At 64.7% G+C, this 19,625-nt stretch carries 18 protein-coding genes; 1 reads left to right on the top strand and 17 read right to left on the bottom strand.

Going from position 1 to position 19,625, the window contains the following annotated elements; genetic code table 11:
- Positions 1-31 precede the first annotated feature (31 nt).
- From ASD84_RS21455 to ASD84_RS21415, 9 genes are all read right to left on the bottom strand, one after another.
- Complete coding sequence (locus ASD84_RS21455; protein WP_235531207.1) at positions 32-1,045, bottom strand: LLM class flavin-dependent oxidoreductase; 1,014 nt, start codon at positions 1,043-1,045, stop codon at positions 32-34.
- Between the two features lie 5 nt (positions 1,046-1,050).
- Positions 1,051-2,592: a sugar ABC transporter ATP-binding protein gene (locus ASD84_RS21450; RefSeq protein WP_162251579.1), complete on the bottom strand. Its 1,542-nt coding sequence runs from the start codon at positions 2,590-2,592 to the stop codon at positions 1,051-1,053.
- A gap of 5 nt (positions 2,593-2,597) precedes the next feature.
- A complete protein-coding gene (locus tag ASD84_RS21445) occupies positions 2,598-3,659 on the bottom strand; it encodes an ABC transporter permease (protein ID WP_156394694.1) in 1,062 nt (353 codons plus the stop codon).
- Positions 3,656-4,684 (bottom strand): sugar ABC transporter substrate-binding protein, encoded by a 1,029-nt coding sequence (locus tag ASD84_RS21440; protein WP_162251578.1) that lies wholly within the window; start codon positions 4,682-4,684, stop codon positions 3,656-3,658. Before ASD84_RS21440 ends, ASD84_RS21445 begins: the two co-directional genes overlap by 4 nt.
- Positions 4,685-5,230: 546 nt before the next feature.
- Complete coding sequence (locus ASD84_RS21435) at positions 5,231-6,154, bottom strand: MBL fold metallo-hydrolase (RefSeq protein WP_056715367.1); 924 nt, start codon at positions 6,152-6,154, stop codon at positions 5,231-5,233.
- Between the two features lie 63 nt (positions 6,155-6,217).
- Positions 6,218-8,209 carry an FAD-dependent oxidoreductase gene (locus tag ASD84_RS21430; protein ID WP_056715365.1) on the bottom strand — a complete coding sequence of 664 codons (1,992 nt, stop codon included), beginning with the start codon at positions 8,207-8,209 and terminating at the stop codon, positions 6,218-6,220.
- 90 nt (positions 8,210-8,299) lie between these two features.
- Complete coding sequence (locus tag ASD84_RS21425) at positions 8,300-8,752, bottom strand: MaoC family dehydratase (RefSeq protein WP_056715362.1); 453 nt, start codon at positions 8,750-8,752, stop codon at positions 8,300-8,302.
- Position 8,753: 1 nt separating this feature from the next.
- Entirely contained in the window at positions 8,754-9,509 is a 756-nt protein-coding gene (locus ASD84_RS21420) for a 3-oxoacyl-ACP reductase family protein (protein WP_056715358.1), read from the bottom strand.
- A complete protein-coding gene (locus ASD84_RS21415) occupies positions 9,506-10,711 on the bottom strand; it encodes an acetyl-CoA C-acyltransferase (protein ID WP_056715355.1) in 1,206 nt (401 codons plus the stop codon). Before ASD84_RS21415 ends, ASD84_RS21420 begins: the two co-directional genes overlap by 4 nt.
- A gap of 161 nt (positions 10,712-10,872) precedes the next feature.
- Between ASD84_RS21415 and ASD84_RS21410 the strand changes: the two genes are divergently transcribed.
- Positions 10,873-11,637, top strand: a complete 765-nt coding sequence (locus tag ASD84_RS21410; RefSeq protein WP_082573931.1) for a TetR/AcrR family transcriptional regulator — start codon at positions 10,873-10,875, stop codon at positions 11,635-11,637.
- Here the strand turns inward: ASD84_RS21410 and ASD84_RS21405 are convergent.
- From ASD84_RS21405 to ASD84_RS21370, 8 genes are all read right to left on the bottom strand, one after another.
- Complete coding sequence (locus ASD84_RS21405) at positions 11,617-13,437, bottom strand: acyl-CoA dehydrogenase (protein WP_056715350.1); 1,821 nt, start codon at positions 13,435-13,437, stop codon at positions 11,617-11,619. The genes ASD84_RS21410 and ASD84_RS21405 overlap by 21 nt on opposite strands.
- Positions 13,438-13,489: 52 nt before the next feature.
- Positions 13,490-14,218 carry an ATP-binding cassette domain-containing protein gene (locus ASD84_RS21400; RefSeq protein WP_056715347.1) on the bottom strand — a complete coding sequence of 243 codons (729 nt, stop codon included), beginning with the start codon at positions 14,216-14,218 and terminating at the stop codon, positions 13,490-13,492.
- Positions 14,218-15,015 (bottom strand): ABC transporter ATP-binding protein, encoded by a 798-nt coding sequence (locus tag ASD84_RS21395; protein ID WP_156394693.1) that lies wholly within the window; start codon positions 15,013-15,015, stop codon positions 14,218-14,220. Before ASD84_RS21395 ends, ASD84_RS21400 begins: the two co-directional genes overlap by 1 nt.
- Complete coding sequence (locus tag ASD84_RS21390) at positions 14,970-16,001, bottom strand: branched-chain amino acid ABC transporter permease (protein ID WP_082573927.1); 1,032 nt, start codon at positions 15,999-16,001, stop codon at positions 14,970-14,972. Before ASD84_RS21390 ends, ASD84_RS21395 begins: the two co-directional genes overlap by 46 nt.
- Complete coding sequence (locus tag ASD84_RS21385; protein WP_056715338.1) at positions 15,998-16,870, bottom strand: branched-chain amino acid ABC transporter permease; 873 nt, start codon at positions 16,868-16,870, stop codon at positions 15,998-16,000. Before ASD84_RS21385 ends, ASD84_RS21390 begins: the two co-directional genes overlap by 4 nt.
- 63 nt (positions 16,871-16,933) lie before the next feature.
- Complete coding sequence (locus tag ASD84_RS21380; protein WP_162251577.1) at positions 16,934-18,178, bottom strand: ABC transporter substrate-binding protein; 1,245 nt, start codon at positions 18,176-18,178, stop codon at positions 16,934-16,936.
- A 234-nt stretch (positions 18,179-18,412) separates the two neighbouring features.
- Positions 18,413-19,123: a TetR/AcrR family transcriptional regulator gene (locus tag ASD84_RS21375; protein WP_056715330.1), complete on the bottom strand. Its 711-nt coding sequence runs from the start codon at positions 19,121-19,123 to the stop codon at positions 18,413-18,415.
- Positions 19,124-19,162: 39 nt separating this feature from the next.
- Positions 19,163-19,576: a VOC family protein gene (locus ASD84_RS21370; RefSeq protein WP_056715327.1), complete on the bottom strand. Its 414-nt coding sequence runs from the start codon at positions 19,574-19,576 to the stop codon at positions 19,163-19,165.
- Positions 19,577-19,625 lie beyond the last annotated feature (49 nt).

Below are 19,625 nucleotides of genomic sequence, written 5' to 3'. Positions count from 1 at the left end.
GCGTCGTCGCGGCGGACCTTGCGCCCGCTACTCAGGAGGCCGCGAAGACATCGGCAAGCACCCAGCAGTTGGCTCGCAACTCGTCCAGCGAAAGGCCATGAGATGGGGGCATCAACGCGACCGAGTCCACGACGCCTTCCCATTGTCGGATTGCACGGCGTACTTCGTCGGGCGTTCCAGCAATCCCGAGCAGGTCAACCATGTCATCGCTGACCGCTGCTACCGCGGCGGGGGTGTCGTTCTTGGCCAGAGCGTCTCGGATGCATTCCGCCTCACGACCGAAGCCGTAGCGAGCGTACTGAGCCAGGTGGATCGGGTAACGGCCGTACTCGGCGATGCCTTGTCGAGCGCGTTCTCGCGCTAGAGCACGGTCGGTGTCGACCGAGGCACGCAGGCAGACGGCACGTTGGAACCCATCGAGGGATCGCCCGGCCTGAGCAGCCGCGGCCCGGACTTGCGGCAGGACGTGGGTCTTAACGTGAGGGGCACTAGTGGACGGGTTGAGCAGGACGCCGTCGGCAAGGCGTGCGGCGAGCCTGAGCATGTTGTCACCTACTGCGGCGAGGAACAACGGAGGCCGAGCACCGGAGAACACTGTCTGATGGAGGCCGCGGACGGTGAAGTATTCGCCGAGGAATTCGAAGGGCTCGCTCTGAGCGACCCACGTCCCGTGTAGCACTTGGAGGTACTCGGCCATACGACTAACCGGCCGGTCGAAATCGATGTTGTGATGGGCTTGGTTGGACTGTGCGGTTCCTGCTCCTAGCCCGAAGTTGAATCGACCGTCCGACAGTTGGTGCAGCTCGGCGGCAGCCATCGCCATGGCGACGGGACTCCGCGTCCACTGGGCGATTCCGGTCGCTACCTTGATCCGCTGTGTGCGGGCGACGGTCGCCGCGCAGCGGACGAACGGGTCTCGATCTATCTCCGTGAACCAGGCCGTATCGAAGCCGGCGTCTTCCAACCCGACAGCGAAATCGACAGCTTCCTGCGACGGCATGGCCTCGGGAATGAACATGCCGATCGACATCGGCATTGCATCCATGCCGTTCACCCGGCCTCGTGCATCAGGGCTGCGACCTTCCCGACGGTGAGGCCGGAATCGAGCATGTGGGTGGCGTGGCCGCGCCGAAGAATAATGACCCGGTCGCTCAGGTCGCAGAGCTCGTCGAGATCAGAGCTCACGATGATGACGGCCATTCCCGCTTCGACCGCAGAGCCGATGACTGCGTGGATCTCCGCGCGTGCTCCGACGTCCACTCCTCGCGTCGGCTCATCCAGGAGGAGCAGGGCTGGTGAGGTGTCGAGCCATCGGGCAAGGATCGCCTTCTGCTGGTTGCCACCCGAGAGGGTCGCGATCGGCGCTTGAGCAGAAGACGACTTGATCGCGAATTCAGCAACCCGCATCCTCCCGTGAGCCTGCTCCCGCGAGGTCCTGATCGAACCTCGGATCCGAAACTTCTCGACGCGGGCAGCGGTGATGTTCTCGGTGACTGAGCGGTCGAGGAACAGGCCTTGGTGGGTCCTGCTCTCGGGGACGAGCCCGATCCCCGCTCGGATGGCATCGCCGGGATGCCGAAACCGTTGCGACCGGCCCCCGATGGTCACCTGTCCTCCTCGAAGGGGTCGGGCGCCGAAAATGCCTTCAAGGATTGCTGATCGACCCGAGCCGACAAGTCCAGCGATGCCGAGGATTTCTCCAGGCGCGACGTCGAAGGAGAGATCGCGCACGGGTCCTACGCTGAGGCTCTCTACCTTCACCGCAGGTGCTGCGCCAACGCGCACCGCTTGTCGGCGACGCGGCACCGCGACGCGATTGCCGGTGATGTGCTCGACGAGGTCTGCGCGCGACAGTTGGCTGGTAGGCCCTGATGCGACGACGTTGCCGTCGCGAAGGACGGTGACCTCGTCAGCGACCTCCGCGACTTCAGCTAGCCGATGCGAGACGATCACGAATGTCAGGCCGTCTGCGGCGAGGTTCCTGATCGAAGTCAGCAGGCGGGATGTTTCGTCTTCGGGCAGCGCCTCGGTGGGCTCATCCAGGACCAACACTTTTGCCCTGTCGCGGTCGCTCATTGCCCGGCCGATCGCCACCAGGGTCTGAACTGCGGGACGTAGGCGGTCTACCCGATCCTCCGGGTCAGCGTCGATGCGGAACTGTGCCAGCATCTCGCGGGTGCGCCGGTTGAGACTGTGGCGGTTGATCGGTGAGAGCGACCTGCCGCCGAATCCGGCTGTAGCGGCGAAGTTGTCGGCGATGGTGAGTTGAGGGAACAACCCCAACTGCTGGTGGACAAAACGCAGACCGAGCGAGGCGGAGCTGGCCGGTGAAATGGTCGACGCCGGCACCGCCAGCTCTCCTACGCGGATCTGGCCTTCGCCGGTGGCTTGGTGGACTCCCGCGAGGATCTTGACCAGCGTCGACTTCCCGGATCCATTGGACCCCAGCAAGGCGTGTACGCGCCCAGCCCCTACTTCCAGGCTGACTTCGTTGAGCGCAACCGTAGCTCCGAAGGCCTTCGTGACGTCGGTGACGACGAGACCCGGCAGGTCGGTAGCACGCGGGGCACCAGCCTCGATGCGGTTGACCACGGAGCTCACTTCTTGCCAACCGATCGGCGTCGCATCAACACGGTGGACAAGACGACGGCGAGTGCGAGCGATGCTCCGTAGAAGACGGGCTGGACCCACGGCAGAACGCCGGCGAGGTTGAGTCCGCTGACGCTCAGGGCGACGAAGAAGACCCCGATGATTGTGCCCAGGACGTTGAACTGGCCGGGCCTGACGGTCGTCGCTCCCAAGAATGCTGCGGCGATTGCTGGGAACAGCAGGCCAGGACCATCCCCGGTATTGGCCGCGCCATTACGAGCAGTGAGCGCGATGGCGGCCAGCGCACAAAGGACGGCGGACGTCACGAAGGTTGCCGTGACATATCGCTCTACCCTTACTCCCACAAGGCGAGCGGACTCGCGATTGGAGCCGATAAACCGCAGGTATCTGCCCGCTGGGGTCCGTTCGAGCACCTGCCATGCGACCAGGACCACGGCAAAGAGGAGGTAGGCCGAACACGGGACTCCCCACCATGTGCCGGAGCCGAGCTCGATGAGGTCGGGTGAGATTCCGGTCGTGATCGACAGCCCGTCGGTGTACCAAAGGACGATCCCGCTCATCAGCGTCCCGGTCGCGAGGGTGATGACCAGGGACGGTACGCCGAGCCTCGAGACTGCCAGTCCCGTGCAGAGACCGATGGCCACTGCCACAGCAAGGGTCACCGTGACCGCGACCCCGACCGACAGATCGAAACGCGCCATCGCTGCTGCGTTGACGATCGACAGGAACGCCACCAGGTTGCCGATGGAGAGGTCGAATTCCCCGACAACCAAGGGGAAGATCGCTGCTATCGCCATCAGCCCGACGACTGTCTGGGCCCCCAGCAAGTTGCTGATGTTGGCGGAGGACGTGAACGGGATCGCGGTCGCCGGCCAGGTCGCGAAATAGATGGCGATCACGGCAAGGAGCAGCAACAACGCATTGCGCTCCGCCAAAGAAATGACTTGGGCGCGGAGACTCCTGCCCGATCGGGGCTGTGAGTTCTCGTCGAGAGAATGCTCTGGCCGCGAGTGGGCGCGGTCGGCGCGCGCAAGCTCGGGAGCCCTCACTTTCCCCAGGCCTTCAGGTAAGCAGCCTTGAAGTCGACCGGGGGAACGACTCCAGCCTTGTTCGTCTCTGGGAAGTGGTCGCCGTCGAGCAGCTGGCTGCCGATGCCGGCAGGCTCCTGCGCGTCGTCGTTGAAGACTCGGACAAGTGAGTCGACCGCAGCCCAACCGAACCACTCTGTCGATTCGTAGATCGCCGCGTCCTGGCCGCCGTTGTTCTTGATGAGCTCCAGGTTGGGGGAGTAACCCTCGCCGCCGATCGATGCGATCTCATCGTTGCGACCCGAGCGCACGATGGCCTGAGCCACGCCGAGCACCAGGAGTGAGTCGTAGGGGGTCATGACCGCGTTGATCTCCGGGTCCTTGAGCAGGGCCTGGCTCACCTTGTTCGGCAATGCGCCGCTGGCGATGTCGGCCAAGGTGAATTTCAACGACACGAGCCGGCATGACGAGCAGGCTTTGATCTCCTCCTCGAAACCCTTGGCGATGTCGGCGCCGAGCAGATTGTCGGTCTCATAGAGGGACAGGGCGACCGTCTCCCCCTCGGTTTGCGCGATGGCCCACTGAGCCTTCATCTTTCCCTGAGCAATCGAGTACGCCGAGACCGTCTTCTCGTCGGCATTGGGGATCACGCTGGCCGAGTACAGCGGCTCGCCTCCGCCAAGGCGCGGGTCGTCGCAGTCATAGGACAGAAGCGTGACTACCTCGACCCCGGCCTCTCGCGCCTCCGCCAAGGGTTGCTTGATCAACGAGCAGTCGATGGACGCGATGATGATTGCGTCGGCGTCTCCTGCGACGGCCTGACGCACGCCGTCGGCGTAGGCGTTGTCGGCACCGAGCTTGCCGTCGTAGAGGTTGACATTCCATCCGATGGCTTCGACCGCCTCGACTGCCGCGTCGGACGGTGTCGAGCAACCGATGACGGCCTGTCCGCAGGAGATCACCCACACGTTCTTGTCCTCGGGCGGGCTCGATGCCGTCGACGGCGGGGTCGAGTAGGTCCCTTCGTAGGCCGCATCGACGGCCACCTGCGCGTCCTGGACCGCTCGGTCGTCGGCCGGTCCCGCCGAGGGTCCGTCTGAGGCACCCGCACAGCCAGCTGCCGCGAACAGAGTCAGGGCGATTGCCGCCGACGTCATGTTCGAGCGAGCGCTGCGGGTTGACCGCAACGTCCGATTACTTGATCGCATCATGCTCTCCTCAAGGTTGCGGGCACCGTCTGGCACACCCCATGGCGGAGGAGTGAATCAAGTGATCTACCCCACTGTCAATAATTTGACCGCATGTTTAAAGTTAAGTCCTCGGCGGCTATCGGCACGCCTCTTTTGGGCACGGTCAGCGCGGTCGAGTTCGACGCCATTCACTCCCCGCGGCAGGGCCGAACCAGTAGTTGCAGGCGCCCGTTGGCAGGGGTCGCGGGTAGCACGGCGAGGCCGCATTGCCAGCCATGAGCGCTACCCCAGGTTTGTTGACGCAAGGTTGAGCCAACCCTCAGCGCCCGAAGGGGCCCCGGGATTCAAGGGTCGCTGCGCTATGGCGTGAGTTCGTCTGCGCAGTTCCGACGGCGACGGGCCTCAGGCGGGAACGAAGCGGAACCCTCCGTCGGCGTGGGTGATCCGACCAGCACTGGTGCCCGCGAAGTGCGTCCCCAGGACCAGGAGGTCGCTGTCGGCGTACTTCTTGACGAAGTCGGCCCGCTGCGCAGCGCTGAGCGCTCGGTCGAAATCGCCGTGCGACTGCCAGGACGGCTCACCGATCTGGCACGGGTGGTGGATGAAGTCGCCGGTGATGAAGGCGCGCTGACCTTCGGATTCGAGCATGACGCTTTGATGCGATTTGGTGTGCCCCGGCGTCGACACGTACGTGACCCCGTCGGTGATCTTGTGACCACTCGGCACCAAGTCCAAGAGGCCTGCGTCGATGCAGGGCTGGATCGACTCCTCGAAGACCAGACGCTGCTGGTTGTGGATATCGGGGTTGGCGCCGTCGTAGACGACGGCACCCGCGAGGTCGGAGGAGATGTCACCTTCGTCGGCGATCGCTCGGTGGTAGTTGTACTCGTCCTCGGCGTAGGTGTAGCGCGCGTTCGGGAACGTCGGTACCCATTGCCCGCCGTCGTCCATGGTGTTCCAGCCGACGTGGTCGAGGTGCAGGTGCGTGCCGAGCACGACGTCGACCTGCTCGCGGTCGTACCCCGCCTCGGCGAGCCGCTCAAGAAAGGGGTTGTCGAGGTTTCCCCAAGCCGGGATCAGCGGTGCGGACTTGCCGTTGCCGCAGCAGGTGTCCACGACGATGACCTTTGAGCCCGTGTCGATGACATACGAGTGGAGGCTCCAGATCAGTTGCCCCGCCGAATTCGCGTAGTCCGGTGCAAGCCAGGGCAGGCCTTGCACCGCCTCTGGCGTCGCTTCCTCGATGAGCCCGTCCAAAACACCGATCTCAACCGGCATCTCGAGCACACGAGAGATCTTGAAATCACCGACGGTCCAGCTGTACATGGCTTCGTGTAGGTCCTTTGCTAGTGGTGGGGTGGCCACCGTCACTGGGAGTGCGGCTGACGATCAGACCGATCGGCCGGCCATCTCGCCTTCGTAGATCGCTTCGTCGACGCGCCGGGGTGCTAGGCAGTCGCCCACTTCGGTGACCGGGAAGGCCGCCTTGAACGCTGCGGTGTGCGTCGTCTCGGGATCGCGCAGCATGACGGTGACGATCGAGTCGACAGGCAGGACACGTGATTCGCCGTCCCAGACTCGCGTGAGTACGGCTCCGTCCGCGTTGACCTCGCCAACGATGTGTTGCGGGGTGAGCCTGACGCCCTTGGCGTGCAGCCGCGGATACAGGTGGCCCACGTCGAGGGTCAACAAGATGTTTTCGCCGAGGAAGAGTGACGCTGACACGACCTCGACGCTCTTGCCGAGGTCGGCCAGTGTCTCGGCGATGCCGAGTGCGGTGTAGTCGCCGATGTCGTCGACGACGAGCACTCGGTCACCGCAGCGTTCGGGCGACGTGATGGCGTCGAGCGGGTCGAGCACCTGCACGTGTGAGAGGCCGGGGATTCCAGGACGCGCAGCGAGCTTGGCCGAGAAACCGTCGGTCCGCCATCGCGACCCCGTCGCCAGGATGACGTGGTCCGGCTTGAGCGCACGCACTTCCTCGACTGTGGCGGCGACGCCGGTGCGGACGTCGACCCCATAGCGTTCCAAGGCCCGTTCCATGTCCCGGATCATCACCGCCCATCGTCCGCGGGTGGCCAGCCGAGCGGCGTACCGGATCTGACCTCCCAGCTGGTCATCACGCTCGAGCAGGACTACGTCATGTCCGCGTTCGGCGGCCATCTCGGCCGCGCGCATCCCCGCCGGACCGCCTCCGACGACGACGATGCGGCGCGAGGCTTCCGCCTTCGCGAAGGTGCCACTCCCCAGTAGTGCCTCGCGTCCAGCCGCAGGGTTTTGGGTGCAGGTCAACGACCAGCCCTTGGCCATCCGGTTGATGCAGCCCTGGTTGGCGCTGACGCAGTGCCTGATTTCACCTTCGCGGCCCGAGAGGGCCTTGCTCACAAGGTGCGGGTCTGCGATGTGGGCCCTCGTCATTGCCACCAGGTCAGCCTGACCCGCGTCGATGATCTCAGCGGCGATCGACAGGTCGGTGATGCCGTTTGCCGTGAGGATCGGGAGGCCGTTGACGACTTTCTTCGCTCGAGCGGCGAGGTCCACGAGCCGCGCACCCGGAAGGCTCATCGGAGAAACGACCTGATCGAAGGTGGATGCGTTACCCGCGCTCACGCTCATGTAGTCGAACAGGCCGCTGTCAGCGAGGTGTTTGGCAATGCGTTCGCCCTCCTCCTCGTCGATACCACCGGGGACGCCCTCGACCATTGAAATGCGGACTCCGATGGGAAAGTCAGGGCCGCACTGCTCGCGGACTGCTCGGGCGCACTCGAGAACGACTCGACAGCGATTCTCTGTGCTGCCGCCGTATTCGTCGGTCCTGAGGTTGGTCAGAGGCGAGAGGAAGCTGCACAACAGGTAGCCGTGGGCCGCGTGCACCTCAGCTCCATCCAGACCTCCCTCTTGGGCGTTGGCCGCGCTGCGCGCGAATCCGGCCACGAGTTCGCGGATGTCCTCGTGCGTCATGGCTCGGCCGATCTCGCCGTACGTCGCCGACGGCAGGCCCGAGGGACTCCACAGCGCGCGCCAGTTGTCGAGATGCATGGTGTTGTAGTCCTCGACGCCGAAGTGCGACAGGTCCGCAAACACCTTCGCTCCGTGCCGGTGAACCGCGTCAGCGAGGCGCCGGTAAACCGGAACGACCTCCGATGGCCAGCCCTGAGTCGTGCGCAGCGCAAGCCCCCGGCTGGAGGAGTGCACGGCCTGGGCTTCGGTCAGGATCAGTCCCGCCCCACCCTTGGCCCGCTCCTCGTAGTAGTCGACGCTCTGCTGCGTCATGAGGTTGTTCTCGGCGTACTGCAGCGCGTGAGCGGTGACGACGACGCGATTCTTCAGCGTGATCGATCCGATCTTGAGCGGCTGCCACAGCGAGGCGTACTTCTCCATGATGTCCTCCGTCCGGACCCAACCGGTTGTTCAAACTTTTGACCTTATGGTCATAGTGTGGCCTGGGCCACACGCTGTCAACCCTGCTTCTCAGGCCATGATCAAAGTGACAGTGTCGGCAACGCAGGCCGGCTTGTCGGCACCCTCGATCTCGATGGTCACCCGAGCGCCGAGCTGATGTCCTCGGCTCGTGTGGGCAAGTGAGGTGAGTTCGACCCCGCCCCGCAGACGCGAACCCGTAGGAACAGGGCTCACGAAACGCACGCGGTCAGAGCCGTAGTTCACGAGCATCGCGACCCCGGCAATGTCGAAGACCTCATTCATGAAGAGAGGAACGTGCGAGACGGTTAGGAAGCCGTGCACGATCGTCGTGCCGAACGGCCCCGCCGCAGCCCGCTCCCGGTCGACGTGAATCCACTGCTGATCTCCGGTCAACGTGGCAAACGCCTCGACGTCCTCCGCGGAGACGACCTTCCAATTCGAGTAGCCCAGGTGAGTGCCAATGGCCGCCCGAACGTCCTCTGTTCCGTTGAAGACCTTCACGTCACATCGCCAACCCGCCGTCGACCGGCAGCACGACGCCAGTGACATAGCCAGCCTCCGCGGACGCCAGGAACGCTGTCGCCGCGGCCATCTCGGTGGGCTCTCCGAAGCGCCCCATCGGAATGGTTGCCTCAATGTTGGCTCGCACGTCAGGCGGAATGGAGTCAATCATTCGGGTTTCGGCGTTGGGCGAGATCGCGTTGACGGTCACCCCGAACGACGCCAACTCCTTGGCCGTCGCCTTCGTGAAGCCGATGATCCCGGCCTTGGCGGCCGCGTAGTTGGACTGCCCGACATTGCCGTGCAATCCGGTGTACGACGTCACATTCACGATCCGGCCGTAGCCCTGAGCGCGGAAGGTCGGTACACAGGCCTGCGTGAAGTTGAACGTGCCGGTGAGGTGCACGCCCAAGACCGCATTCCAGTCGTCCGCCGTGAGCTTCCAGACCCGCCGGTCTCGCAGGATGCCCGCGTTGTTGACCAGGACGTCCACCCGGCCGGATCTATCAAGCGCGACCTCGACCACCCGATCGACCTGTGCACGGTCGGCGACGTCGGCGAGGACGGGCACCGCACCCAGTTCGTCGGCCGCGGCGGCAAGGGCTGCTTCGTCCATGTCGACTGCGACGACCGTTGCGTTCGCCTCGGCGAACGCACGCGCGATGGCCAGCCCGACCCCGCGCCCAGCACCGGTGACAATGGCGGTCTGGCCCGTGAAGTCGAAAGTCAGGTTCCGAGACGACGGTGCGGGGCTCACCGCGCGACCTCGAAGAGTCCGGCGGCGCCCATTCCGCCGCCCACGCACATCGAGACGACGGCCCACTGCACGTCGCGTCGTCGGCCCTCGATCAGCGCGTGACCGACAAGACGTGCTCCCGTCATGCCATAGGGGTGACCGACGGCGATCGCGCCGCCGTCGACGTTCATCTTCTCGGGGTCGATGCCGAGGAGGTCGCGACAGTAGATGGCCTGGGAGGCGAAGGCCTCGTTCAGCTCCCAGAGGCCGATGTCGTCGACGGTGAGGCCATGGTTCTCCAGCAGGCGCGGGATCGCGGTGACCGGGCCGATCCCCATCTCGTCGGGCGAGCAGCCCGTGACTGCCATGCCGCGGTAGTAGCCAAGCGGGGCGAGCCCCCGGCGCTTGGCCGCCGATCCCTCCATCAAGACGATTGCTGCCGCCCCGTCGGAGAGTTGTGACGCGTTGCCCGCCGTCACACTTGGGACCTCGCTGACCTGACCGGGGGCCATCACGGGCTTGAGTCCCGCGAGCGCCTCGGTGCTGGTCGCTCGGATGCCTTCGTCGTGCGAGAGCGTCACCTCCCTCTCGGAGACCTCGCCCGTCTCCCGATCGCGGGACAGTGAAGTGACAGTGATCTGGGCGATCTCTTCGTCATATCGGCCAGCTTCGACAGCAGCGATTGCGCGTTGCTGTGACTGCAGGCCCATGAGGTCCTGTGCCTCGCGGGTCACGCCATAGCGCTGCGCGACCGTCTCAGCAGTCTGGAGCATGGACCAGTAGACGTCCGAGCGGTGCTGCTCGAGCCACGGGTCCGTAGCGCGGTGGCCGTTGTAGTGCTCGTTCTGGACGAGCGAGATTGATTCGACGCCGCCGCCGATGGTCACGGTCATCTGTTCCTGGACAATCTCCCGTGCCGCAGAGGCGACGGCCATTAGCGACGACGCGCACTGGCGATCAATTGTCGATCCAGGGACCGTGACAGGGAGGCCGGCGCGAAGAGCTGCCTGTCGGGCGACGTTGAAGCCGGTCGTGCCCTGTTGCATCGCGCAGCCAAGCAAGACGTCCTCAACCTCGCCACCTTCCAGCCCGGCCCGCTCGAGCGCATGCGCGATGGCGTGCCCGGCCAGTTCTTGACCCGAGGTGTTGTTGAAGGCCCCTCGGTATGCCTTGCCGATGGGCGTACGCGCCACACCAACGATTGCTGCTTCTCGACTGGTCATGGGCTGCATCCTGACACCGGATCTACCCATGGGTCAATAATTTGACCCTTAAGAATGTTGTGGCCTTCGTCGGCCTCTCCATCCGTCGTGTCCCTGCCGAGTCACTGCCCGGCTAGGATCCTTGCTCCAGCAGTGTCGACAGCAGATGAGCAGGCAAGTTGATGGTCAGACGAACGATGGTGCGGGACGAAGTCATCCGGGTGGCCACGCGCCTCTTCAAGGAGAAGGGCATCCGGGGCGTCTCCCTTCAAGCCATCGCTGACGAGGTGGGGCTGACCAAGGGCGCGCTCTACCACTACTTCAGCGGACGCGACGATCTCCTGCGCCAGGTCGTTGGCGACTGGATCACTCAGGAGTTCGAGAGCGTCCGGGACCTCGTTTCGAGCTCCGGGACGGCGACCGAGCAACTGCGTGCCTATGTGCGCTACCACGTCTCTTCCGTGGCCAACAACCTCGACCTCTACAGCCTGACGTACTCATCGGAGTCTGAGTTCCCGGCCGACATCCAGGACGAGTTCCGCAAGTTGAAGCGCCAGAGCGACACGCTGTTGAAGTCGATCCTCAGTCAAGGCGTGGCCGAGGGGGAGTTCGAGGTACGCGACGAGAAGATCATCGCGTTCGCAATCGACGGCATGTGCAACTGGCTGTGGCAGTGGTACACCCCCGACGGACCCAAGGCGCCAGAAGACGTTGCCGACACCTACATCGACCTATTGCTCCGCGGGATGCTGCGCAGCAGTGACGACGAGAGCCCAGCGGCGGCGCAAGGCACTCAGAGTCCGGCGGACCAAGCCGAGTACCACGCGCGATCGATCCGCTTCCACACCGAGCGCCTTGAGGCGGTGCTTCCGTCGCTAACTGCTCCCGTCCGCAACGGCACGGGAAAGCGGAGCGGTGCGTCAGGATCAAAGGACCGCCGGGTCTAGGTCGCGGCACAGCATCTGCTTGTCGATGACTGCCGATAACCACCCATAGACCCGCGGAACCTCATAGGCGAAGAAGTACCGCATAGTCGCGATACGACCGGCGGCCTCAGCGTGCTTCGACGACAAAGCCGCCAGCGCCAGGTCCAGATGGACCCAGGCAAGACACACGTGACCGAACGCCTGCAGGTACGGCGTGGCGTTGGCCAGCGCGTCGCTGGCATCTCCCGTGGCCCAGGCTTGGTCAGTCGCCTCAAGGACGGCCGACCATGCCTGGGCAAGCGAATCCGCCTCATCGGCCATTCCGGCCACACCTGCTGCGGCCACGGTGCGCGCGACTTCCTCGCCCAGCTCCGTGAGGGACTCACCGCCCCGCTGCCGCACCTTCCGTCCGAGCAGGTCCAAGGCCTGCACGCCGTGGGTCCCCTCGTGGATCATGTTCAGCCGCTGGTCTCGCCAGTACTGCTCCACGGGATAGTCGCGCGTGTACCCCGCACCACCCAGAACCTGGATGGCGAGGCTGTTGCCCTCCAGACACCACTCACTCGGCCAGCTTTTGAGGACCGGCGTAAGGATTTCCAGCAGAGCCGTGGCGTGCTGCACCGTGTCGTCGTCGCCGGTTCGCTGCTCATCGAGCAGTCGGGCCACGTAGAGGGCCAGAGCTATGCCCCCCTCGGCGTACGACTTCTGAGCCAGGAGCATCCGCTTGACGTCGGCGTGCTGGATGATCGGCACCGAGTCGGTCGACGTACCGCCCCGCGCACGTCCCTGTCGGCGCCACTTGGCGTAGTCGAGTGACACGGCGAAACCAGCGAAACCGATCGAGGCGGCGAGGAGTCCGATCTCCGTGCGCGCGGCATTCATCATGTGGAACATCTGCGAGAGGCCCTCGCCCGGCTCCCCTACTAGGTAGCCGATCGCTCCCCTTGCTCCTCGGGGTCCGTCGTCGAGTTGCCCGAAGGCCAGCGCGGTGTTGGGGATCCCGCGGTTTCCGAGCTTGTGGTTCAGGCTGATCAGACGCACGTCGTTCCGTTCGCGGTCTCCGGAGTCGCTGTCGACCAAGAACTTCGGCACGATGAAGAGCGACAGAGCCGAGGTCGTCGCAGCCAATGTCCCGTCGGCGAGAGGGATCTTCGCCAGCACCAGGTGGACGATGTTGTCCGCCAGAGTGTGCTCGGCACCGCTGATCCACATCTTCTCGCCGACCAGTCGGTAGCGCGCTCCGAGAGGGTCCAGTTCGGAGCGAGGACCATCCGGCGTTGCCCTTGTGAGGATGTCTGCCAGCGAGGAACCGGCCTGCGACTCCGACATGGCCATCGTGCCGGTGAAACGCGACTCGATCTGAGGAACGGCGAAGGCTCGGCGCTGGGCCTCCGTACCGTGCTCGAGAATGAGCGACGCGTTCGCCTCGCTCAGCAAGGTCGGCAGGACATTGGGTCCGGCGGCCGAAAAGACGACGCGGACCGCTAGCTCCACGAGCCTCGGCAGCTGGGAGCCCCCGAACTCGACGTTGTGGCTGGCACCCATCACACCGAAATCCCGGTAGGCCGCAAAGGCGCGATGCGTCTCCGCGGGGAGGACGACCTCACCCGCGACGTCGACATAGGGCTCCTCGACGTCGCTGACTCGGTTCGCCGGCTCGAAAAACTGCGCCGCGATCTCAGACGCCCCCCGCAGCAGTTCTCGGCAAGCCTCTCCGGAATGCTCGGCGAACCGCGGTTCGCCGAGCAGATCGCCCAAGGACAACCAGTCAAAGAGCATGAATTCGATCGCAGGGATCAGCTTGTCTTGGATGGTCGTCACACGACCCGCCCTTCTTGGGGGATGGCTCGGGTGCACGAGCCGTGATGAACGGTCAAGGCGTCATGTCGAGCGTGGAGGGCAGGCCGAGGCCGAGCAGCTCGCGATAGCGGTCACTCAACATTTCGTGTCCGCCCGGAACGGACACGGTTCGTCCGCGGATCATCACGGCTCCGTGGTCAATCTCCGCCGGGACGTTGTGCATCGATGGCTCCACGATCAGGATGCCGACGCCCTCCTCACGCAGGCCGACGACTGTGTTCAGAAGTTCACCGACGACGACCGGTGCCAGACCTAGGGTCGGCTCGTCGAGGATCAGCACTTTCGGGGCGCTCATCAGGCCCCGGGCGATGGCGAGCATCTGTCGTTCACCACCAGAGAGGACTCCAGCGATCGCATCATGGCGAGTCCGGAGGATGGAAAAACGATCCAGGGCCTCGTCCACGACGGCCGGAGCCAACCGCAGGGCGTCGGCGATCACCTTGAGGTTCTCAACGACCGTGAGGCGCGGGAACAACTGGCGGCCCTGCGGCACCAACGTGATCCCGGCGATCGCTCGTTGCGCCACCGTGAGACCGGTCAGCTCCTGCCCACCCAGCGTGAGCGTCGTCGCGCGACCACGTACCGCCCCCACGACCATCTGCACCAGTGAGGACTTCCCTGCACCGTTGGGCCCGACAAGGGCCGTGACCGTCCCAGGCCGCACGGCCAGCTCCGCATCGACTACCGCGGCAGCACGGCCATAGGTGACGTTCGCTCCGGCTACCAACAGTTCCACGTTCATCAAGCCACTCCGATGTATCGCTCGCGGAACACGCTGCTCGCGAGGCATTCGTCCACGGGTCCTTCGATTGCGACCTCGCCGTCGGCGATCAGCACCAGCCGGTCGGCAATCGAGGCCACGATGTCGACGTTGTGATCGACGAGAAGGACCCCCTTGCCCTGTCCTCGCAGGGTGCGGAGCGCAGCCAGGACGCCCATGACGCCTTCGTCATCCACTCCGGGGAACGGCTCGTCGAGCATGACGACGTCGGGCTGCTGGACAAGCGCCCGGCCCACCTCGGCCAGGCGGAGATCGCCGAATGACACCGTCCCTGCAACCCGATCCAGGTCGGTGAGGCCGATCGACTCGCACAGGCGGTCCACCTCCGCCCACGGGGTGGTGTCGATCAACGCCGACAGCGCCAGTTCGCGCAATACGTGCAGCGGGGATCTCATTCGCGTGGACGCAAGCCCACAGGCGACGTTCTCCCGCAACGTCAGCACCTCGGAGATCTGAGGGTGTTGGAAGGTACGCGAGATTCCGGCGCGAGCTCGCCGCGCGGGTCGACCCTTGACCTCACGGTCGCGCAGCATCACTGCTCCTCGCGACGGCTCGGTGTTTCCGCTGATGATGTCGATCAGTGTCGACTTCCCGGCACCGTTGGCGCCGACGAGACCGACAATCTCTCCGACGCCGACCGTGAGGTCGATGCGCTTCAGAGCGGTTACGCCTCCGTAGTTCTTGCCGATGTCAGCGCACCGCAGCAAGGCACTCATAGCTTGTCTTCCTTTCGCATCCGCGACCGAGCAGCGGACCACCCCAGTGCGACTACACCGATGAGCCCGCCCGGCAAGAGGATCAGGATCGCGAGGGACGCGCCGCCGAACACAAGGGGACCCGGCCCTTCGATGAACGCCGATGCCTCGTTGAGGAAGCAGAGCAACCCTGCACCGATGACGGCCCCCCACGGCGTGGAAATCCCGCCGAGCAGGGGCAGAAACAGGGCGAGGAAGACGATCTCGGGGGCATAGGAGTCAGCAAGAATGAACTGATTCATGAGCGCGACGAACACTCCGCCGAGGGAGCCGATCGCTGCGCCCATGGCGAGTGAGACCAGCCGGATTGAAGTCGTCGGTATACCGGAGACTTCAGCCGCCGGCGTGGAGGCACGATTGAGACGCACAGCGAGCCCGGGGAGCGAACGGCGGAATCGACTCAAGGCGAAGGCCACCAGCCACACAGCGATGAGGCCAGCCGCGACCAACTGCTCGCGGCCGAACTCGATTCCGAGCAGGTCCAGCCGAGGGATTCCTCCGATGCCGCTGGCGCCGCCCGTGAGGCCTGCTCCTGTACTGCTGATCCATCGGTACGCCGCGGTGCCGGCGAGCAGAGTCACGAGCGCCAGATGGAACCCGGTGAGATGACTGGTCACGAGGCCGAGGACCAGGGCCATTGTCGCAGCGACCGCTGCACCGATGGGAATGGCCAGCACCAAAGGGATGTCCGTCCGATTGGCAATGATCGCCACTGCGTATGCGCCGGCCGCGAGGTAGGCGTTGTACGCCAGGTCAATCTGACCCCCCAAGAAGAGCGGCGTGTACATGCCGAGTGCCAAGAGGGAGAACATCGTGAACGTCATCGCGATGTCGAGGTGGTACGACTCCGCCAACGCCCACCCGAAATAGAGCGCAACGAAGGCGACCAGGAAGAACACGGCGGGGAGCAAGGTGGTGTCGCGCCGACCCCGTGATCGCGGTGGAACTTCCATGCGGTCGGTTCTTGCCGGTGTGACGGTGATGGTCATGTGGTTCTCACCTTCAAGCTGAAGAGGCCCTCGGGGCGGGCGATGAACACGAGAAGCACTGCCGCCAACAAGAAGTAGTCGCGACTGGTGCTGCCAAAGATCAGGGAGGTTCCCAACTCCAGGAAGCTGAGCAGGACACCACCGATCAGCGGGGCGTATGCGCTTCCCATGCCGCCGATGACCAAGGCGATGAAGCCGACGATCGACAGGCTGACGCCCGAGTGGAAGGAGTTACCCGCCTGCGGGGCGGTCAGTGCGCCGGCCAGGCCGGCGAGTAGGCCGCCGACAGACGCGGCGATCAACCGGACCCGCCGCACGGGGATGCCAAGGGTGAGCCCGGCCTGCTCGTTGTCGCCGATCGCGCGCATCATCCGGCCGGATCGCCCGCGGCCGATCCACAACCCGACCACCACGGCGGCGACGAAGCCGACCGCGATGGTCAGCAGGTTCTGGAAGCTCACCTCGTAACCAGCGAGCTCGACCCGACCGGCCGTCAGCGGCTCACCGATGATCGCCCTGCGGCCGAACACGAAACCGGCCAGTTGCTGGATGACGAAGAGGAGGGCGGTGATCGCCAGCACCACGACGAACTCGTCGCGGCCCTTACTCGCGATCGGGCGAATCACGAAGGTCTCCGTCATTCCGCCCAGCACAGCGCCAAGGCCGACCGCTACGACGAAAGCAACGAGCGGGGAGGTTCCGCCGCCCGTGAGCGTTGCGTACAGCATCGCCGCTGCCATTGCGTAGCCGCCGACCGCGAAGTTGATCGTGTCCGTCGTACGGGCAAACAGAAAGTAGGCAAGCGCGAGGAGCGCGTAGACGATGCCGACCCGCAGTGCGGTGACCGCATCGATCCATTCAATGGCCATCATGAACTCCTTGTGGTCGGGTCTCGGTGGACGGCCAGACCGTCCGCCGAGACCCGAGAGCCACTAGTCGGGAATCGTCTCGTCGTCGGCGAGCGCGATGGATCCGTCGGCCTCGAGGACGACGGGGACCAGCGCCTTAGATGACGATCCGTTGTGGTTGTCGGCGCTGAAGGAGGTCGTGTACCCCGGCGGGCCTAGCACGGAAGGGAAGTCCTTCAGACCCTCGATCTCCGCTACGACGTCGGGACCGTCAGTCGAGCCCACTTCTTCGAAAGCGTGCTTGAGGACCATGAAGGCCTCCCAGTTGCAGATGGTGGTCCAGGACAGATAGTCGATGTCGGGGTGCGCCTTCTCGAAGGCGTCCTGAACCTCGACGCCGTAGGCGTTCTCGATCGATCGGACGTCGAGTGTCTTGACGCCCTCGATGTCCGGACCAGCGACCTTGGCTGGCTCGTCACTGGTGATCAGTCCGTTGTTGCCCCAGCGAGCGATGCCGTCCAGGCTGTCGCCCGCAGACTTGTAGAACAAGCCCTCCTCCGACAGGGCAGCGAAGCTGTCGAACACCACGTCGGGGTTCGCCGAGCGAACGCGCGACACTTGGGCGGTCGCGTCGGTGGATCCCACGGGAACCACCTCGCGGGCGACCATCTGGAGCCCAGCGTCATCGAAGGCCGCCTTGTACAGGTCCGCCACGGCGGCAGATGTAGGGGAGCTGTCGCCCACGATGGCGTACGTCTCGTAGCCGTTCTCCTTGAAGATCCCCGAGAACGATGCCCCCTGCACGGTTGAGTTGGGCGCAATCGTGAACATATAACCGGCGTTGGGCTGCTGGACGATCGCTCCCGAGCTGCTGTACGGCGCGATGCACGGGATCTTCTCCTCCTCGCACACGATTCGCGACTGGAGGGCCGAGGCTGATCCAGACGTGCTGATGATCGCTTCCGCACCAGCTGCAATCAGTTTCCTGGCAGCTTGTACGGCCCGGTTCGGGTCGCTCCCGTCATCTTCGGTGACGATCTTGACCGGCCGGTCGAGGATGCCGCGGCTGCCTTCACCGAAGAGGCCCTGAAGGGCAACTGGGAACTCGCCCGTGTTGGTCGCCTCGGCCGCGTACTCGATCATCTCGACGGCCTGCTCGGAGTAGAAGGACGCCGTCCCCGAGGTGTCCATGATGACTCCGATGACCAGCGGGTCACCCTCCAGCCCTTCCGCGCCGGGTAGCTCGTCCGTGCCCCCACAGCCGGTCAGACCCACCGAGATCAATGCCGCGCCGGCGACCATCGCCGAACGCACTGTGCCTGTCTTCATGCCGCAGTCCCTTCTGTCGTCGTGTCCCTGGTCCGTGACTGGGGTCACAGCTGCCATCGCCGCAGAACTTATGCAGGGTTGCGCCACTTGTCAACCGGTAAGTCAGATTTTCGACCAATAGGTCAAATTGGAGCTTCTCGGCTGTCCTCGCGGAGGTACGACGAAATCCGCGACGTCCTAATGACGTCGCGGTAAACCCGCTCTGCGAGGCGCACCGGCCGGCAAGCCCCGCCTTTACGAGCCGCCCGGGCTCAGTCGCGGGAGGAGGTCATGGAGACGCTCACTGTGAAACCGGATCGCTCGTGCGTGCTGCTTGGCCGTCTCCAGAGAGCTCGACGACGTGGGCGGATCTCCCTCGCGGTCATTCGTGTCGGTGACGAGACCGTGCACCAACAGCGCCAAGAACTCGTCAGCGATGTCGGCGGCAGATTTTGGCCCATCGACGTCGTACCACTGGCAAAGCCAGTTGCACATCCCGTCGATGGCGAACGCCGCCACCTTCACGTCCGGACCAGCAAACCGGCCCTCGGCCCTTCCCTGGCGCAGGATCTCCATCAAGATCGCGTCGCTCTGGCGCTTGAGCCCGCGGAACTCGGCGCGGACGTCAGGCGGAATCTCGACCTCGGAGAAGAACGACAGCGTGTAGAGGTCGACGTTGGTCACCACGGATGAGACGTGGTAGCGGACGTACGCACGCAGCTTCTCGACAGCGTCGCCCGGATGCGATGTCTGCTGCCGCAAGGAGATGATCTCCTGGGTGATCCAGTCTCCGAAAACGTGCCTGAGCAGGTCATCACGAGAACTGAAGTAGTGGTACAGCGCTCCCTTCGTCAGCCCCACCTCGTCCGCGATGTTCTGCAGCGAGACGCCACGAATGCCGCGCTCCGTGAACAGTCGTGTGGCCGCGCGGACGACCTCGTCCCGGACCATCGTCCCCTTGGCCATCAGCCCCTCCTTGTCGCGGGACGCCGTCGGCGCCAAGGCCTACTCGGGCACCTCGATCAGCTCGATCTGCACCCCGGCCATCTCCTTGGGATGCACGAAATTCACTGCCTGGTGGTGCTCCCCGCGCGCCGCTTGGTCCAGCAACGGGGCAACACCGATCTTGCGCAGCTGATCGCTCGCCTCATCGGCATCCGGCACCGCGAGGGACAGCAGGAAGAACCCATCGCCTGAGCGCGACAGGAAGCGTCCAACCGAGGTCGTGGGGTCATCACTGCTGATCAGGTTCAGTTTGAATCCACCGATGTCGAAGGCGGATCCCGTCAGTCCCGGGAAGGCAAAGCCCTCCTCCGCCACCGGTGCGCTCTTCACGCCGAGCACTAGCTCGTACTTGCGGGTCCAGTGGTCCAGATCGGCGACTGCGATGTTGATGCCGTGGACGACATTCGATAGCACTGTGAAGCCTTTCGTTGAAGGTGACGCCGGAGCGCCAGAGGCGATCGAT

Source organism: Nocardioides sp. Root682 (genome assembly GCF_001427795.1).
Classification (GTDB): Bacteria; Actinomycetota; Actinomycetes; order Propionibacteriales; family Nocardioidaceae; genus Nocardioides.
This window is presented reverse-complemented; position numbering and strand designations above follow the sequence as displayed.

Excerpts from the sequence above, each read along its gene's own strand:
- ASD84_RS21380 (WP_162251577.1), bottom strand. The coding sequence starts at position 18,178 with ATGAAGACAGGCACAGTGCGTTCGGCGATGGTCGCCGGCGCGGCATTG.
- ASD84_RS21410 (WP_082573931.1), top strand. The coding sequence starts at position 10,873 with ATGGTCAGACGAACGATGGTGCGGGACGAAGTCATCCGGGTGGCCACG.
- ASD84_RS21400 (WP_056715347.1), bottom strand. The coding sequence starts at position 14,218 with ATGAACGTGGAACTGTTGGTAGCCGGAGCGAACGTCACCTATGGCCGT.
- ASD84_RS21415 (WP_056715355.1), bottom strand. The coding sequence starts at position 10,711 with ATGACCAGTCGAGAAGCAGCAATCGTTGGTGTGGCGCGTACGCCCATC.
- ASD84_RS21455 (WP_235531207.1), bottom strand. The coding sequence starts at position 1,045 with ATGGATGCAATGCCGATGTCGATCGGCATGTTCATTCCCGAGGCCATG.
- ASD84_RS21375 (WP_056715330.1), bottom strand. The coding sequence starts at position 19,123 with ATGGCCAAGGGGACGATGGTCCGGGACGAGGTCGTCCGCGCGGCCACA.
- ASD84_RS21430 (WP_056715365.1), bottom strand. The coding sequence starts at position 8,209 with ATGGAGAAGTACGCCTCGCTGTGGCAGCCGCTCAAGATCGGATCGATC.
- ASD84_RS21390 (WP_082573927.1), bottom strand. The coding sequence starts at position 16,001 with ATGACCATCACCGTCACACCGGCAAGAACCGACCGCATGGAAGTTCCA.
- ASD84_RS21385 (WP_056715338.1), bottom strand. The coding sequence starts at position 16,870 with ATGGCCATTGAATGGATCGATGCGGTCACCGCACTGCGGGTCGGCATC.
- ASD84_RS21435 (WP_056715367.1), bottom strand. The coding sequence starts at position 6,154 with ATGTACAGCTGGACCGTCGGTGATTTCAAGATCTCTCGTGTGCTCGAG.